General features: G+C 41.3%; 14 protein-coding genes. 10 read left to right on the top strand and 4 right to left on the bottom strand.

Annotated elements, in window-relative coordinates; all coding sequences use genetic code 11:
• Positions 1-113 precede the first annotated feature (113 nt).
• Complete coding sequence (pepA, locus tag NMM19_RS02185) at positions 114-1,178, top strand: glutamyl aminopeptidase (protein ID WP_178895465.1); 1,065 nt, start codon at positions 114-116, stop codon at positions 1,176-1,178.
• A gap of 24 nt (positions 1,179-1,202) precedes the next feature.
• Positions 1,203-1,499 (top strand): bacteriocin immunity protein, encoded by a 297-nt coding sequence (locus tag NMM19_RS02180; protein WP_178895662.1) that lies wholly within the window; start codon positions 1,203-1,205, stop codon positions 1,497-1,499.
• A 28-nt stretch (positions 1,500-1,527) separates the two neighbouring features.
• On the opposite strand, the gene NMM19_RS02175 is transcribed toward NMM19_RS02180, so the two are convergent.
• On the bottom strand, positions 1,528-3,159 hold the full coding sequence (locus tag NMM19_RS02175) for a Na/Pi cotransporter family protein (RefSeq protein WP_178895464.1): 1,632 nt from the start codon (positions 3,157-3,159) through the stop codon (positions 1,528-1,530).
• Between the two features lie 280 nt (positions 3,160-3,439).
• Between NMM19_RS02175 and NMM19_RS02170 the strand changes: the two genes are divergently transcribed.
• On the top strand, positions 3,440-8,263 hold the full coding sequence (locus tag NMM19_RS02170; RefSeq protein WP_178895463.1) for a bacterial Ig-like domain-containing protein: 4,824 nt from the start codon (positions 3,440-3,442) through the stop codon (positions 8,261-8,263).
• 109 nt (positions 8,264-8,372) lie between these two features.
• On the opposite strand, the gene NMM19_RS02165 is transcribed toward NMM19_RS02170, so the two are convergent.
• Positions 8,373-9,080: a hypothetical protein gene (locus tag NMM19_RS02165; RefSeq protein ID WP_254729682.1), complete on the bottom strand. Its 708-nt coding sequence runs from the start codon at positions 9,078-9,080 to the stop codon at positions 8,373-8,375.
• A gap of 144 nt (positions 9,081-9,224) precedes the next feature.
• On the opposite strand from NMM19_RS02165, the gene pgk reads away from it, so the two are divergent.
• From pgk to NMM19_RS02135, 6 genes are all read left to right on the top strand, one after another.
• A complete protein-coding gene (gene pgk / locus NMM19_RS02160) occupies positions 9,225-10,424 on the top strand; it encodes a phosphoglycerate kinase (protein ID WP_001096781.1) in 1,200 nt (399 codons plus the stop codon).
• Positions 10,425-10,558: 134 nt separating this feature from the next.
• Entirely contained in the window at positions 10,559-11,509 is a 951-nt protein-coding gene (gene folP, locus NMM19_RS02155; protein ID WP_178895462.1) for a dihydropteroate synthase, read from the top strand.
• Between the two features lies 1 nt (position 11,510).
• Entirely contained in the window at positions 11,511-12,809 is a 1,299-nt protein-coding gene (locus NMM19_RS02150) for a folylpolyglutamate synthase/dihydrofolate synthase family protein (RefSeq protein WP_178895461.1), read from the top strand.
• Positions 12,810-12,812: 3 nt separating this feature from the next.
• A complete protein-coding gene (gene folE / locus NMM19_RS02145; protein WP_178895460.1) occupies positions 12,813-13,367 on the top strand; it encodes a GTP cyclohydrolase I FolE in 555 nt (184 codons plus the stop codon).
• A gap of 40 nt (positions 13,368-13,407) precedes the next feature.
• Complete coding sequence (gene folK, locus NMM19_RS02140) at positions 13,408-14,238, top strand: 2-amino-4-hydroxy-6-hydroxymethyldihydropteridine diphosphokinase (protein WP_178895459.1); 831 nt, start codon at positions 13,408-13,410, stop codon at positions 14,236-14,238.
• Entirely contained in the window at positions 14,222-15,505 is a 1,284-nt protein-coding gene (locus NMM19_RS02135; protein WP_178895458.1) for a DUF308 domain-containing protein, read from the top strand. Before folK ends, NMM19_RS02135 begins: the two co-directional genes overlap by 17 nt.
• 35 nt (positions 15,506-15,540) lie before the next feature.
• Here NMM19_RS02135 and NMM19_RS02130 read toward each other — a convergent pair whose 3' ends face one another.
• Positions 15,541-15,858, bottom strand: coding sequence for a DUF960 domain-containing protein (locus NMM19_RS02130; RefSeq protein ID WP_178895457.1), 318 nt, complete (start codon positions 15,856-15,858; stop codon positions 15,541-15,543).
• 203 nt (positions 15,859-16,061) lie between these two features.
• Between NMM19_RS02130 and ccpA the strand changes: the two genes are divergently transcribed.
• Entirely contained in the window at positions 16,062-17,069 is a 1,008-nt protein-coding gene (gene ccpA / locus NMM19_RS02125) for a catabolite control protein A (protein WP_178895456.1), read from the top strand.
• A gap of 40 nt (positions 17,070-17,109) precedes the next feature.
• On the opposite strand, the gene NMM19_RS02120 is transcribed toward ccpA, so the two are convergent.
• Complete coding sequence (locus NMM19_RS02120; protein WP_178895455.1) at positions 17,110-18,072, bottom strand: asparaginase; 963 nt, start codon at positions 18,070-18,072, stop codon at positions 17,110-17,112.
• Positions 18,073-18,082 lie beyond the last annotated feature (10 nt).

Here is an 18,082-nt window from a genome sequence, read left to right as displayed (position 1 = left end):
ACATTTGTGATTCTTTTTTATTACAGTAAATAAGTTAGATGTTAAAATGTTGATTTCTACTACCTTTCTCCTATAAAAAGTGGTAAAATGGTTGAAAGAAAGAAGGGATAGAAATGACAACATTATTTTCTAAAATCAAAGAAGTAACAGAGCTTTCTGCTATCTCAGGTCATGAAGCACCTGTTCGCGCTTATCTTCGTGAAAAATTAACACCTCACGTGGATGAAGTGGTGACTGATGGCTTGGGTGGTATTTTTGGGGTTAAGCACTCAGAAGTTGAAAATGCCCCTCGTGTTTTGGTAGCCTCTCACATGGATGAAGTTGGTTTCATGGTTAGTGAAATCAAAGCAGACGGTACCTTCCGAGTAGTCAGCATTGGTGGTTGGAACCCTATGGTTGTCAGCAGCCAACGTTTTAAACTCTTTACACGTGAAGGACGTGAGATTCCAGTAATTTCGGGTTCAGTTCCTCCACATTTGACTCGTGGCACAGGTGGACCAACTATGCCAGCTATTTCAGATATCGTTTTTGACGGTGGTTTTGCGGATAAGGCTGAGGCTGAAAGTTTCGGTATCCGTCCTGGAGACACAATTGTTCCAGATAGTAGCGCAATCCTAACTGCTAATGAAAAAAATGTCATCTCAAAAGCTTGGGATAACCGTTATGGTGTTCTCATGGTTAGTGAGTTGGCTGAAAACTTGTCAGGTCAAAAACTAGGAAATGAACTTTACCTTGGGGCTAACGTCCAAGAAGAAGTTGGACTTCGTGGTGCCCATGCCTCTACAACAAAATTTGATCCAGAAGTATTCCTTGCTGTGGATTGCTCACCAGCAGGTGATGTTTATGGTGGTCAAGGTAAGATTGGTGATGGAACCTTGATTCGTTTCTACGACCCAGGTCACTTGCTTCTCCCAGGTATGAAGGACTTCCTTTTGACAACTGCAGAAGAAGCTGGAATCAAATACCAATACTATTGTGGAAAAGGTGGTACAGATGCAGGAGCAGCTCATCTGAAAAATGCTGGTGTTCCATCTACAACAATTGGTGTCTGCGCTCGTTATATCCACTCTCACCAAACCCTTTATGCAATGGATGACTTCCTAGAAGCTCAAGCTTTCCTACAAGCCTTGGTTAAAAAATTAGATCGCTCTACTGTAGATTTGATCAAAAATTATTAAACTGAAAAGATGGAAATTATGGGTATGGAAGAACCAAACCTAGAAACCTTGATACGGGACCTTTACAATCATGCCCGTCAAAACTTGAGTGAAGATTTAGTGGCTGCACTCCTAGAAACTGCTAAGCAATTGCCCAGTACCAATGAGCGATTGCTAGCGGTGCGTCTGTCTGGACTAGTCACTCTTGAACTACTTAAAAATCCCAAAACCCTAGCTCCAGAACTAGTCAATCTAGCCCGCTTTATCCAAAAGGAAGAAGCTAGGTACAAGGGCGCAGCAGCATCTTCCATTATGATTGGAGAGCTATTTAAAATGCTTTGATTCTTTCGAATCAAAGCATTTTTTTATCTTAGATTTGTTCAGCCAAAACCTTTTCAGCAAGGTTCATAGCGTGGTCTGATACACGAGTGTAGTGTGAAATAATATCGATAAAGTTGACACCTGCTTGGGTAGAACATTCTCCGTTATTAAGACGTTTGATGTGGGTCTTACGAAGAACACGTTCCATCTTGTTAATAGCTTCATGACGTTCGATAAGAGACTCAGCCATCTCGAGGTCGTTATTCTCTACACTTTCGAGAGCATCTTTAACGAACTCACTTGTTTGACGGTAAATATCTTCCAACTCTTCTAAGGCAGAGCTAGAGAATTGAACATTCTTACGTTGCAAGTAATCATTAAGATTAAGCAGGGCTTCTGCGTGGTCTCCGATACGTTCCAAGTCTCGTGAAGAGTCAAGGATATTTGTTAAGACTTCACTCTCTTTTTGGCTCAAAGCTTCACCAGATAAACTAATGAGGTAACGAGTCAATTTTTCATCAATGGTATTGATAGCTTCTTCAGTCTTATGTCCCTTCTCTGCAACTTTTTCATTAGAGTTGATGATATAGTCGTAAGAGAGGTCAAAGGCTTTAGCAGCATAATTACCCAAGTGAAGAAGTTCTTTTTTAGCATTTCCAAGAGCGATAGATGGAGCTTGTTTGATCAGTTGCTCATCAAGGTAGAGAGGTTCGTATTTGACAACTTCGTCTTCTCCAGGGATAAGCTTGGTTACCAAGAAGGCAAGAGCTCCGATGAATGGAAACTGAATGATTGTATTGGTAATGTTGAAGGTTCCGTGGGCGAAGGCGATGGTCATTTCTGGAGCGAGATTTAAGAAGCTCTCAAACCATTGGATTAAGCCTGTAAATGGAACGAGGAAGATAATACAGATAACAGTCCCGATAACGTTAAAGGCCACATGGGCTGCGGCCACACGTTTGGCTGCAATATTAGCACCCAAAGAAGCGATAATAGCAGTGATGGTTGTTCCAATGTTATCTCCAAAGAGAACTGGTAGGGCCCCCTGAAGGTCAATCAGATTGCTAGCGTAGAGATTTTGTAGAATCCCGATGGTCGCTGAGGAGGCTTGAATCAGAAGGGTTAAACCTGTTCCGACAAGAACACCCAAGATTGGATTTTTACTAAGTTCCACCATGTAGTCTTTAAAGACTTGTAAATCCTTAAGGGGTTCCATAGCGCCACTCATAAGATTGAGGGCAAAGAAGATACCACCAACACCAAAGAGGATTCGTCCGATGTTATTGATGGTTCTATTTTTTGTGAAGAAGAGACAGACTGCTCCGAGAAAGAGCATCGGTAAAGCGTAGTCTCCCAGTTTAAAACCGATGATAAAGGATGTGACGGTTGTTCCAATATTGGCTCCCATAACAATCCCAATAGCCTGACGCAGGGTCAATAGTCCGGCACTAACCAGACCAACTGTAATTACTGTAACACCTGAACTCGATTGAATCAGGGCAGTCATCCCAATTCCAACTAAAATTCCAAAGAAAGGATTGCTAGTATATTTGTCAATGTAATATCGAAGACGATCTCCAGCTGCTTGTTGCAAACCGTCCCCCATGGTCTTGATACTATATAAGAATAGTCCCAGACCACCTAAAAAGTGAAATGCAATTTCCTGCCAATTAATGGACATTTTCTTTTTCCTCCGAAAACTAATCGCGGAATCTCTCCCATTCTATTTTAAAGGATTCTAAGCAATCTCACAAGTAGTAAATGAAGTTTTTTTAGAAAAATGCTTCTAATTGTCTAATTTATATCATTTATTCACTCCTTTATAGATATTTATGGGCAAGTGTTGACTCTTCCTTTAAATAACGTAAAATGAAAATGAACAGTTCTGCTTTTTCCAGAGCAGTTACTTTTTTAAAACAAAAATAAAGCGCTTACTTTTTTGGAAGTAAAAGGAGAAAAAGATGAAGAATCCATTTTTTGAGAAACGTTGTTGCTATAGTATTCGAAAATTATCAGTGGGTGCCTGCTCTTTGATGATTGGATCTGTTTTATTTGCTAACCAGGCTTTGGCAGAAGAAGTTGTCCTTCCAGCAAATGAAACATCAACTACCGTGGCTGCAGAGCAACCGTCAAGTAGTACGACTGAACAACCATCGACTGCAACTACAGAACAACCAACAACAACGTCACCTGAAGTCTTGAATCAGTTAGAGAAAACTGAAAATAAGGCAAGTGAGCAACCTGTTTCAGAAGAAAAACCAACCTTGGATCAGTTGACTGCAGTTGATAAGGAAGCAACTAGTCCAGCTGCTGAAACTCCTAAGGCTGAAGAGGCACCTGTAGCTACAGAAAATAAGGCAGAAGAAAAAGCAACCGTCTCTGATGTTCCTAAGAAAGAAGAAAAAAGTCTTCGACCAAAAGAAATTAAGTTTGACACCTGGGAAGATTTGTTAAAATGGGAACCAGGTGCCCGTGAAGACGATGCTATTAACCGCTCTTCAGTAGAACTAGCAAAACGCTACCGTGGACATGTCGTCAATGAAAAAGCCAATAAGGATGCTAAGGTTGAGGCTCTTGCTAATACCAACTCTAAGGCTAAAGACCATGCATCTGTAGGTGGTGAAGAGTTTAAAGCCTATGCTTTTGACTACTGGCAATACTTGAATTCTATGGTCTTCTGGGAAGGGCTCGTTCCAACTCCGGACGTGATTGATGCTGGTCACCGTAATGGTGTTCCAGTATTGGGTACTCTTTTCTTTAACTGGTCTAATAGTATTGCAGACCAAGAAAAATTTGCTGCAGCCCTTCAACAAGACGAAGACGGTACTTTCCCTATCGCTCGTAAGTTGGTTGATTTGGCTAAATACTATGGATTTGATGGATATTTTATCAACCAAGAAACTACAGGTGATATCGTAACGCCTCTTGGTAAGAAAATGCGTGATTTCATGCTTTATACCAAGGAATATGCAGCTCAAGTTAATCATCCAGTCAAGTATTCTTGGTATGATGCCATGACTTATGAATATGGCCGTTACCATGAGGATGGACTTGGTGAGTACAACTATCAATTCATGGAAAAAGAAGGCGATAAAGTTCCTGCTGATCACTTCTTTGCCAACTTTAACTGGACCAAAGAGAAAAATGACTACTCTGTAACTATGGCCAAATGGCTTGGACGTAGTCAGTACGATGTCTTTGCAGGTTTGGAATTGCAACAAGGTGGTTCCTACAAGACAAAAGTGAAATGGGATGCCCTTTTTGATGAAAACGGGAAACTTCGCTTATCACTAGGTCTCTTTGCACCTGATACTATCACTAGTCTTGGTAAGACAGGAGAAGACTATCATAAGAATGAAAATATCTTCTTTACAGGTTATCAAGGAGATCCAACTGGTCAAAAACCAGAGGACAAGGACTGGTACGGGATTGCCAACCTCGTAGCTGACCGCACACCAGCAGTGGGTCGTAGCTTCACAACATCCTTTAACACTGGACATGGTAAAAAATGGTTTGTAGACGGTAAAGTTTCCAAGGATTCTGAATGGAACTATCGTTCTGTATCAGGTATCTTGCCTACATGGCGCTGGTGGCAAACTTCATCAGGGGCTAAACTTCAAGCTGATTATGACTTTGAAGATGCCTACAATGGAGGGAATTCACTCAAATTTGCGGGTGATTTAGCTGAAAATACCAACCAAGATGTTCGCCTTTACTCTACAAAACTGGAAGTAACAGATAAAACAAAACTTCGTGTTGCTCATAAAGGTGGTAAGGGAAGCAAGGTCTATGTAGAGTTTGCGACTCAGAAAAACTATACTTATGGTGGAGAGAATGCTCGTAAAGAGCTAACTCTGACTGATGATTGGACAAAAGACGAATTTGACTTGAGCTCATTGACTGGTAAAACAATCTATGGCATAAAGCTCACTTTCGAAAACGCTGCTGCAGTTAAGGGTTATCAATTTAACTTGGGTGAGTTAACGGTGACTGATAATCAAGAGGCTCCTCAAGCACCAACAGCTCTAAAAGTAGCTAAGCAATCTCTGAAAAACGCCCAAGAAGCAGAAGCTATTGTCCAATTTACTGGAAATAAAGATGCTGACTTCTATGAAGTCTATGAAAAAGATGGCGATACTTGGCGTCTATTGACAGGCTCATCTGCCACTACTATCTACCTACCAAAAGTTAGCCGTTCAGCTAGTGCGACTGGAACTAGCCAAGAGTTGAAGGTTGTTGCAGTTGGTAAGAATGGCCTTCGCTCTGAAGCAGCAACTACAAACTTCGAATGGGGAATGACTGTTCAAGACACAAGCCTTCCAAGCCCTCTAGCAGAAAATATCGTTCCAGGAGCGACTGTTATCGGAAGTACCTTCCCAGACACAGAAGGTGGCGAAGGTATCGAAGGTATGTTGAATGGGACAATCACTAGTCTATCTGACAAATGGTCTTCTGCTCAGTTGAGCGGTAGTGTTGATATCCGTTTGACACAACCACGCCGTGTCGTTAGATGGGTCATGGACCATGCCGGTGCTGGTGGAGAATCTGTCAACGATGGTTTGATGAATACTAAGGACTTTGACCTCTACTATAAGGATGAAGCTGGAGAATGGAAACTAGCTAAAGCAGTTCGTGGCAATAAAGCCCATGTTTCAGATATTACTCTTGATAGTCCAATTACGGCCCAAGACTGGCGTTTGCACGTTATCACATCTGATAATGGAACACCATGGAAAGCCATTCGTATCTACAACTGGAAGATGTATGAAACTCTTGATACGGAGAGCCCAAACATCCCAATGGCTAAAGTTGCAGCACGTGTTCTAACGGACAATAAGATTCAACTTGGATTCTCAGAAGTTCCTGCTGGAGCAACAATTACAGTCTATGACAAGGCAGATTCACAAACTCCTATCGCTACTTTAAACACAGTAGTTGGAGGGGATCTAGCAACAGATCCATTGAGCTTTGAAAAACGTCCAAGCCTTCTTTACTATCGTACACAATTGCCAGGTAAAGAAATCAGTAATACTCTTGCTGTAACGATTCCTCAGGATGAGAGAAAGATTAAGGCTGTCAGTCTAGAAGTGGCACCTAAAAAGACAACTTATCAAGTTGGTGAGGAATTGAATCTCAAAGGTGGTCTTCTCCGTGTTAAATATGAGGGTGAAGAAGCAGACGAAGTCATCAACCTTAGTCATGCAGGAGTTACTGTTAATGGCTACGATGCTCACCATCATGGCGAACAAGAGTTGACAGTAGCCTATCTTGGCCTTCCAGTTGCAGGTAGCTTTAAGGTTCAAGTGACCGGTGAAGAAGCTGGTCCAAAAGAAGTCGCAGCCTTGTATATTAGCAAGCAACCGAAAATTGATTACTTTGTAGGCGATACTCTTGACTTATCAGAAGGACGTTTCAAGGTCTTGTATGATGATGAAACGGAGACTGAACATAACTTTACAGACCAAGGAGTCGAAATTACAGGCTATGATGCTCAAAAAACAGGCCGTCAGAAACTTCAGTTACACTATCAAGGACAAACTGTCGACTTTGATGTTCTAGTATCACCTAAAGCGGCTGTCAACGACGAATATCTGAAACAAGAAATCACATCTGCTCAAGGTCGCAAAGAAACATTAGCTTATACATTTGCTGATGCAGCAAAACAAGCAGCTCTAGTTGAGAAGATTGATGCAGCAAAAGCGATCTTAGAAAACCACGATGCTAGCCAAGAAGCAGTCAACCAAGCCTTGAATGACTTGAAACAAGCTGGTACTGACTTGAATGGTGTACAGGTTTATCAAGCAGCTAAGGAAGAACTTGAAACTCTTCTAGGGAAAGTTCGTGAGAAAAATGCAGATGATCCAATCATCGCTCAAGCAGAAACTCTCATTGGTTCAACAAATCCTACTCCAGAAGCATTTGCCAACCTCAAGGAAGAACTCAACAAAAAACTCCTTGTTAAAGAAAGCCATCATGTAGGTAGCTTAGAAGAAGGTGAAACTGCTCCAACAGTTGAAGCACTACCTGAATTAGTGGTTGAGACAGAAACTCAAGCCTTCGAGCGTCAAGAACGTCCGTCAGGAGACCTCGTGTTGGGTGAACGTCGAGTCGTTCAGGCTGGTGCAGAAGGACAAATCCGTCATTTGATTGAAGTGGATGCCAAAGGCAACCGTACTCTTCTTGAGACAGAAGTCGTCAAGGAAGCAGTGGCAGAGATTACTGAGGTTGGTACTAAGATTGAAAGTAGCACTCAACCGCTTGACGGGCCAAAAGTCTTAGAAGTTAAGAAACCAAGCTTGGTTGTGGAAGAAGAAGTTCTTGCCTATGGACATGAAGAACGAGTAAATCCTAGCCTCCCAGTAGGAGAACGTCGCTTGGTTCAAGTAGGAGTCGCAGGTCTTCGTAGAAACCTTGTAGAGCTTGATTCTGAAGGGCATCGCAGTCTTAAGGAAACGGAAGTAGTCAAGGAAGCCGTAACTGAAATTGTTGAAGTCGGTACAAAAGTAGTTAAAGTACCAGGTGACAGACCAGTTACGCCTGCTCCAACGACTCAAGATACTAAGAAGGAAACTACAAAAACAGAACCTAAGACTGAAACATCCGTTTCTCCAGTTCAAGTAAGCCAAGTGGCGAAGCAAGAACCAGCAAAAGCACAAGTTGAAAAGACTGAAGGAAAACAACTTCCAAATACAAGTGCAGAAGTAGATGCAAACCTCCTAGCCCTTGGCTTGGTCGGAGTTTTAGGTGGTTTTGGACTTCTCGCTCAAAAGAAAAAAGAAGAGTAAGTTAATAACTTTGCTTAATGTAACTTCTTAGAAATAAAAAGAAAGATTTGATTCATAATAGAGTCAAATCTTTTTTTGAGTTTAAAAAGTGAAAATCTTGTTTTGGGGGTTAAAATGCGTTCCAAATGAATAGGAAGATAAAAATACAACCCCAAGAGTTACCTGTTCTCTTTTGAATGACGAGCATACCATAAATCAAGATAAAAACAGACAAAGCCTCTAAAATGGCATGGAGATGAAAGCTAATCATCCCATGAATCATCAGACAGATAAGAGCACAAGTCAAGGCTCCGTAATCAAGCCAAGTCTGATGTGATGGAAAGCGACAGTTAATTTTGTTTGCAATGACAACATAATTAAAACCTTCCCAGAATCCCCAGATAAGTCCAATAAGGAGGAACCCCAAGATATTTGTCGGAAAAGAACTTGCCAGAACTTCTCTGGTTAAGAGGATGGATTGAAAAGGGAGATAGGAATGAATCTGCCCTCTACTGATGAGAAAAAGAAGTAAGGGGAGACAGATAGCAGCGGTCTGAATAATGGTTGGGAGGAGATGTTTAGCTAGCAAACCATATTGTTTCCAGCTTTCTTTTCTTCGAATCATTACAATGCTCGTCCCCAATCCAGCAACACAAAACTGGAGAGTTGCGAGAAAAAGAAGACGAATCCAGATGGAAAACTCTGTTTGGTGAGAGAAATCAAGTATTTGTTTTTGGAAAAGGATGTATCCTATAAACGAAAGAATTGTCAAAATGGCAATGATATTGAGGTCTGAATCTGCCTCTTTTTGCTTATCTGTTAGAGTATTTTTCATCATTTAGCGCTCCTTATCTTATTTTTTATTATAAAACAATAAGAAATAAAGGGCAATAAAGAACTGGAAAAGTTTAAGGTTTTGCTATCTCTTTTATTGATTTTGTGATATAATTAACACGTAAAAAAAATTAAGGAGTCTTTCCAAATGGCAAAATTGACTGTTAAAGACGTTGAGTTGAAAGGGAAAAAAGTTCTCGTTCGTGTTGACTTCAACGTTCCTGTAAAAGATGGCGTGATTACTAATGACAACCGTATCACTGCAGCTCTTCCAACTATCAAGTACATCCTTGAACAAGGTGGACGTGCGATTCTTTTCTCTCACCTTGGACGTGTAAAAGAAGAAGCAGACAAAGCTGGTAAATCACTTGCTCCTGTAGCTGCTGACTTGGCTGCTAAATTGGGTCAAGAAGTTACTTTCCTTCCAGGTGTAACTCGTGGTGCTGAATTGGAAGCAGCTATCAACGCTCTTGAAGATGGACAAGTTCTTTTGGTTGAAAACACTCGTTTTGAAGATGTTGACGGTAAGAAAGAATCTAAAAACGATCCTGAACTTGGTAAATACTGGGCATCACTTGGAGATGGTATCTTCGTAAACGATGCATTCGGTACAGCTCACCGTGCACATGCATCTAATGTTGGTATCTCAGCAAACGTTGAAAAAGCAGTTGCTGGATTCCTTCTTGAAAACGAAATTGCATACATCCAAGAAGCTGTTGAAGCTCCAGAACGTCCATTCGTGGCTATCCTTGGTGGTTCAAAAGTTTCAGACAAAATCGGTGTTATCGAAAACTTGCTTGAAAAAGCTGATAAAGTTCTTATCGGTGGTGGTATGACTTACACATTCTACAAAGCACAAGGAATCGAAATCGGTAACTCACTTGTAGAAGAAGACAAATTGGATGTTGCGAAAGCTCTTCTTGAAAAAGCAAACGGCAAATTGATCTTGCCAGTTGACTCAAAAGAAGCAAATGCATTTGCTGACTACACTGAAGTGAAAGACACTGAAGGTGAAGCAGTAGACCCAGGCTTCCTTGGTCTTGACATCGGTCCAAAATCTATCGCTAAATTCGATGAAGCATTGACTGGTGCGAAAACAGTTGTATGGAACGGACCTATGGGTGTATTTGAAAACCCTGACTTCCAAGCTGGTACAATCGGTGTGATGGACGCTATCGTGAAACAACCAGGCGTTAAATCAATCATCGGTGGTGGTGACTCAGCTGCCGCAGCGATTAACCTTGGCCGTGCAGACAAGTTCTCATGGATCTCTACTGGTGGTGGAGCTTCAATGGAACTTCTTGAAGGTAAAGTTCTTCCAGGACTTGCAGCATTGACTGAAAAATAAGAATATAGAAAAAGGAGGACTCAGGTTCTCCTTTTTTGCGCTCTTTTAAAGTTAAAGAGTACTGAGGGATAATTGGACAGAATCCAAAAAAAACAGTAAAATAGAGGAATACCAATCTAAATGAAATTTGAGTGATGAACGTGGAAAAAAGAGAGAATCTTACAAAAACAGCTATTTGCGGTATTATCAATGTCACCCCAGATTCTTTTTCTGACGGGGGTCAATTTTTTGCTATTGAAGAAGCCTTAAAACAGGCTCGAAAATTGATAGCTGAAGGTGCTACTATCTTAGATATCGGTGGTGAATCTACTCGGCCTGGAAGTAGCTATGTTGAGATTGAAGAGGAAATCCAACGTGTGGTTCCAGTCATTCAGGCTATCCGTCAAGAAAGTGATGTTCTGATTTCGGTCGATACTTGGAAGAGTCAAGTGGCAGAAGCAGCTTTACAGGCTGGTGCCAATATAGTCAATGACATTACCGGTCTCATGGGTGATGAGAAAATGGCGGAAGTGGTTGCTAAAGCAGGAGCTCAGGTGGTCATCATGTTTAATCCAGTCATGGCACGCCCTCAGCACCCTAGTTCGCTCATTTTCCCTCATTTTGGATTTGGTCAGACTTTCACAAAGGAAGACTTGGCTGAATTTGAACAACTATCAGTTGAAGAATTGATGGCTGCTTTCTTCGACCGTGCTCTAGCAAGAGCGAAGGAAGCTGGTATTGCAAAAGAAAACATCATGCTGGATCCAGGGATTGGCTTTGGTTTGACAAAGAAGGAAAATCTCATTCTCCTACGTGACCTTGATAAGTTGCACGAGATGGACTATCCAATCTTTTTGGGAGTCTCTCGCAAGCGCTTTGTCATCAATATTCTGGAAGAAAATGGATTTGAAGTCAATCCAGATACTGAAGCTGGCTTCCGAAATCGTGATATTGCTTCGGCTCATGTAACCAGTATTGCTGCCAGACAAGGTGTGGAAGTGGTGCGTGTACACGATGTAACTAGTCACAAGATGGCAGTCGACATTGCATCAGCTATCCGCCTAGCTGATGATGCGGAAAATTTAGATTTGAAACAATATAAGTAAGATGAATAAAAACGAAACGAATCAGTGGATAGCAAACTATCGGACAGATCAACCTCATTTTGGTTTGGAAAGAATGGTAGAGCTTTTAGCTTTACGTGGCAATCCCCATCTTAAGCTCAAGGTTATCCACATCGGTGGAACCAATGGCAAGGGATCTACCATAGCTTTTTTGAAAAATATGTTGGAAAAGATGGGACTAAGAGTTGGTGTCTTTAGCTCTCCCTATCTGATTCATTATACGGATCAGATAGCCATTAATGGGGAGTCAATCCCAGAAGCTAAACTAGAAGTCTTAATGTCGGAATATCGCTCACTACTTGAAGGGGAGTACGCTCCTGCCTTGCAGGGAACGACAGAATTCGAGATTATCACTGCTATAGCCTATGATTATTTTGCTTCTGAGCGAGTCGATGTGGCGATTATGGAAGTTGGTATGGGTGGACTCTTGGATAGCACCAATGTTTGCCAGCCTATCTTAACAGGTATTACGACCATTGGATTAGACCATGTAGCGCTTTTAGGGGATAGCTTGGAAGCCATCGCAGAGCAGAAGGCAGGAATTATCAAGCAAGGAATCCCTATAGTGACTGGTCATATTGTCCCAGAAGCTATGGAGGTTATTGACCAGATTGCGAAAGCGAAAGAGGCTCCTAGCCTGTTCTATGGGGATGCCTATCAGGTTAGCCATCATGAAAGTATTGTCACTGGAGAGATATTTGACTATACAAGTTCTGTTAGACAAGGTCGCTTTCAAACAGGTCTGCTTGGTTTGCACCAGATAGAGAATGCTGGAATGGCACTAACTTTGTTGGATGCCTATTGTCATGAGACTGGGCGAGAATTGCCAGAAAATGATTTAGTGGCTCAAGCTTTAGAGGAAACAAGCTGGCCTGGACGTTTAGAAGTTGTTTCTAGAAAACCCTTGATGATTTTAGATGGGGCCCACAACCCCCATGCAATCAAAGCTTTATTAGCTACCCTGAAAGAACGATTTGCTGACTATCACAAGGAAATCCTCTTTACTTGTATTAAAACCAAGGCTTTAGAGGATATGTTAGATTTATTAGAGGCCTTACCAGATACTAATCTTACACTAACACATTTTGATGATGGTCGAGCGACAGACGAAGAGGTGCTAAAACAGGCAGCTCATTCTAGAAATTTAAACTACCAAAGTTGGCAGGCATTTCTAGACCAAAGTATGATAGATATTGAAGAGAAAAAAACAGTTAGGATAGTAACGGGCTCCTTGTATTTCTTGAGCCAGGTGCGAGCCTATCTAATGGAGAGGAAAAACTAGAGAATGGATACACAAAAAATTGAGACGGCTGTAAAAATGATTATCGAAGCGGTCGGCGAAGATATCAACCGTGAGGGATTGCAGGAGACACCAGCTCGTGTAGCTCGCATGTATCAAGAGATTTTTTCAGGACTTGGTCAAACTGCAGAGGAATATTTGTCAAAATCCTTTGAGATTATTGATGACAATATGGTAGTGGAAAAGGATATTTTTTTCCATACCATGTGTGAACACCACTTCTTGCCATTTTATGGGAAAGCCCATATTGCTTACATCCCAGATGGACGTGTAGCAGGTTTGTCGAAGCTTGCACGTACAGTTGAAGTTTATGCAAAAAAACCACAGATTCAAGAACGCTTGAATATCGAAGTGGCAGATGCTTTGATGGAATACCTAGGTGCTAAGGGAGCTTTTGTTGTCATTGAAGCAGAGCATATGTGTATGAGTATGCGAGGTGTCCGAAAACCAGGAACTGCAACCTTGACAACAGTATCTCGTGGAGTCTTTGAAACGGATAAAGACCTCCGAGATCAAGCATACCGTCTCATGGGGCTATAAAAAATCTGTTTTAAGTAGATTTTTCTAGAAAGGACTAGTTATGGATCAATTGCGCATTAAGGATCTGGAAGTTTTCGCCTTTCATGGACTCTTCTCTAGTGAGAAGGAATTAGGGCAAAAGTTTGTCATTTCAGCTAGCTTATCCTATGATATGACCAAGGCTGCGACGGAGCTGGACTTAGAATCTTCAATTCACTATGGAGAACTTTGTCAGCAATGGACGACTTGGTTCCAGGAAACCACTGAAGACCTGATTGAAACAGTAGCCTATAAACTAGTAGAGCGCACTTTTGAAACCTATCCAATAGTTCAAGAAATTAAACTGGAACTCAAAAAACCATGGGCGCCTATTCATCTACCGCTAGAAACCTGTTCAGTAACTATTCACCGTCGTAAACAAAGAGCTTTTATCGCTCTAGGAAGTAATATGGGTGATAAGACAGCTAATCTTGAGCAAGCGATTGACAAAATGCGAGCTCGTGGCATCCATGTTCTCAAGGAGTCTAGCGTAATTACGACTGAGCCTTGGGGCGGGGTAGAGCAAGATAGCTTTGCTAATCAAGTCATTGAGGTGGAAACTTGGTTGCCGGCGCCAATCTTGTTAAATACTTTGTTAAGTATTGAATCAGAGATGGGTCGGGTTAGAGAAGTGCATTGGGGACCTCGCTTGATTGACTTGGACTTGCTCTTTGTAGAGGATCAAGTTATCTATACAGATGACCTCATCTTACCTCATCCTTATATCGCTGAGCGCCTCTTTGTCCTAGAATCCCTTCAAGAAATAGCACCTCATTTTATCCATCCAGTGCTAGGGCAACCGATACGTCACTTATATCGTCAATTGGAGAAAGAAAATGGCCAAGGTTTCTGAAACTTATAGTAAATGGAAAAGTATAGGGGAAGGTCTTGTAGCTATTGTCTTAGGCCTTCTCTTGGTTTGTTTTGGGCAGGTAGTTCCAATACTGGGTTACCAACTCCTGATGGCCTACTTTTTCTTGTCAGCAGTTTGGCAACTATTGACGCGATGGTTTCAAGAAAAGTCCCGTAGAGAAAATATATTTGTAACTCTAGCCAAGCTCTTTCTTGCAGTCATTCTATTTGACTCAGTCATCTTGCAAGGGATAGCTCTCTATTTCTTGGTTGTTATCATTGGAAGTTATCAGCTTTTTACAGGTCTAATCAGTCTGATTACCTGGTTGCTATACCGGAAAAATCATATTCATCCGAGGATTAATTATTTATTTGATGCTTTGTGGATGATGGGATTTGGTCTCTATAGTATTTCCCCTTTTCATGATGCGACAAATTTTGAATTGCTCTTACTTGGTTTTTACTTGATCATGTTGGGGGCAAGCAGTGTCAGGGATGGATTCTTTTTTGAAAAAGGGAGAAGCAATCCTAAGCTCAAGCGTAGAATGAGAATGACCCTGCCTATATTTATGACAGCCTTGATTCCCATCAGTACCTTACGACGATGGAATGAAAGGTTATCTACTCATCAGGTAGAAGAAAACGAAGTGCATTTGGAGAGAAAAAATGAAAAATCTGTTGACTTAGAAATTTTCATCCATACTTCAGAATCATCCTTCTTCTTGGCCATGGGCCATGTAGATATTTGCTACCAAGGTCAGGTTATTTCCTACGGTTCTTATGACCCTCACTCAGAGCGCTTGTTTGGGACAATCGGTGACGGAGTATTATTTAAGGCTAATCGTGAAAAATATATTGAACTTTGTAAGAGAGAAAGCCAGAAAACCCTATTCGCCTATGGTTTAAGCCTGTCTGAACAACAGAAAAAAGCCATCGAAGAACGATTGAGAGAGATAGAAAGCCTCTTGATACCTTGGGAGCCAAGTTCACAACTGCTGAAAAGAAGGGAAGGAGAGGTCAAACATACCTACTCTTATCAGCTGAAACACGAGGCTGATGCGACACTCTATAAGTTCACATCCTCTAAATTTAAAACCTACTTTGTTCTCAGTACCAACTGTGTTCTATTAGCCGACTCTATTGTTGGGGAGGCTGGAACAGATATCCTGAGTCCCCAAGGTTTTATCGTTCCTGGGACTTATCAGGACTATCTTGATTTAGAATTTAAAAAACCGAGTGGCATCGTAGTCAGTCGTTCTGTTTATTAAAAAAAAATAAAACTCTAGTCAGAAGGCTAGAGTTTTTAAAATAGGTCATTTTCTTCAGGGAGGAGGATAGTTTCCTTGCCGTCCATATCCATAACAAGTACTTTCGGTGGATACAATGGGTCAAAGGGATGATTAAAATCGAAGTCAATCGTTGTAGGTAGATGCTCGCTTGAAAAACGGAAGGTGATGAAACCGTTACTGTTTAAAAGTTGAAATTCTAACTCATCTTCTAGTTCAAATACATGCTTTAAAAAATGATCGATAATATACCAGATTGAGTCGATGACATCGTCTGGGAGATTGGTTACCACACCAAAGCTGGCACAACGTCTATGTGAATCCGTAAAAGCCATTGATACCTCCTACTTAATTTTTTATTATCATACTGCAAACTGGCCTAAAAATCAAGAAAAGTAAACTGATTACAAAAATATGATTATCGGTGAAATTTTTTCAAAGAAACTTTATATATCCCTTGAAAATGCTTACAATTAGTGGTAAACTAGTAATGGTGTAAACATGAAAACAAAATTTTCAACATTAGAAAGGAAATGGTATGAACACAGATGATACAGTAACAATTTATGACGTTGCCCGAGAAGCAGGAGTTTCAATGGCAACAGTCAGTCGTGTAGTCAATGGTAATAAGAATGTCAAAGAGAACACTCGTAAGAAAGTTCTAGAGGTTATTGAACGCCTAGACTATCGTCCCAATGCAGTAGCTCGTGGCTTGGCAAGCAAACGAACAACAACTGTTGGTGTTGTCATTCCGGATATCACAAATACTTATTTCGCTGCTCTGGCAAAAGGGATTGATGATATTGCCGAAATGTACAAATACAACATCGTCCTTGCTAATAGCGATGAGGATGATGAAAAAGAAGTAGCAGTAGTCAACACACTCTTTTCAAAACAAGTCGATGGTATTATTTTTATGGGCTATCATTTGACAGAGAAGATTCGTTCAGAGTTTTCACGTTCACGCACTCCTGTGGTTCTTGCAGGAACAGTGGATGTAGAACACCAGCTTCCAAGTGTCAATATTGACTATAAGAATGCTACTGCGGATGCTGTTCGCCATTTGTTGAAACGTAACAAAAAGATTGCTTTTGTGAGTGGTCCCTTAGTTGATGATATCAATGGTAAGGTTCGCTTGGTTGGATATAAGGAAGCTTTGAAAGAAGCTGGAGTCAACTATAGTGAAGGTCTTGTATTCGAATCAAAATATCGCTATGACGATGGTTATGCCTTGGCAGAACGCTTGATTTCTTCTAAAGCAACAGCAGCTATTGTGACTGGTGATGAATTGGCGGCAGGTCTCTTGAATGGTTTGGCTGACCATGGCATTTCAGTACCAGAAGACTTTGAAATCATTACAAGTGATGATTCTCAAATCGCACGCTATACTCGACCAAATTTGACAACTATCGCACAACCCTTGTATGACCTTGGTGCGATCAGTATGCGTATGTTGACGAAGATTATGCATAAGGAAGAATTGGAGGAACGTGAAGTTCTTCTCCCTCACGGTTTGACAGAACGCAAATCAACTCGCAAAAAGTAATAAAAATCCCCAGGAATCTAACTGATTTCCTGGGTTTTTCTTATCCTTCCATATATGCTCGGAGCTCGTCACCTTTAAGTCCTGCATTAACTGCAATGAGGAGCTTTAGCCGCGCTTTCTGAGCGTTTAGTTCTTTTACAAAATATACACCATCATTCTGAAGACAAACACCACCGCCTTCGTAGGCGTAAACAGGTTCTGCAATCCCATTGAAACAACGTGAGACTAGTGCAATAGGAAGTCCTGCTTGACTGAGAGATTTTAATTTTTCAGCTGTTTCCTTTGGTACATTTCCAGCGCCAAAAGCCTGAATAATCAATCCATCTAGTTGGTTAACAGGAAGTAAATCGAGAAGTTCATCGGTCATGCCCGCATAAACAGGGATAATAGGGACCAACCCTTGAATGCTCTCAAGGTCAAAACGAACACGAGGTTCAGCCGTTTTGAAGTAGAGAATTTCCTGCTTCATAATGAGCCCAAGAGGGCCATGGGTCGGTGTTTGAAAGGTGCTAACATTCGTCGTATGCGTCTTGGTCACATACTTAGCAGCGTGAATTTCGTCATTCATCACGACCAAGACACCCTTGTCAGCAGCTTTATCGTCACTCGCGACGCGTAGGGCACTGAGATAATTGTAGACGCCATCGCTTCCTAGTTCATTGGAGCTTCTCATAGCGCCTGTCAGGACGATAGGCATATGAGGGACTTCCATGGTATCGAGGAAATAAGCCGTTTCTTCTAGGGTATCTGTCCCATGTGTAATCACAACACCATCATAGGACGATGCCTCTTGTTTAATTTTTTTGTAGAGGGCCAACATATGCTTGGGCTTGATGTGTGGGCTAGGTAAATTTAAAAAATCCAAGGAATGGACTTCGACACCTTCTAGAGGATTAGAGATATGGTTCATAGGGTTATCAACACTAGTCCTTACAGCTCCAGATTCATCTGCCTGCATGGAGATAGTGCCACCAGTATGTAAAACAAGGATTTTCTTAGTCATGATTCACTCA

The organism is Streptococcus sp. CF8_St5-17 (assembly GCF_024295665.1).
GTDB lineage: Bacteria > Bacillota > Bacilli > Lactobacillales > Streptococcaceae > Streptococcus.
The sequence above is the reverse complement of the archived record's forward strand: the minus strand, read 5'-3'. Positions and strand labels throughout refer to the sequence as shown.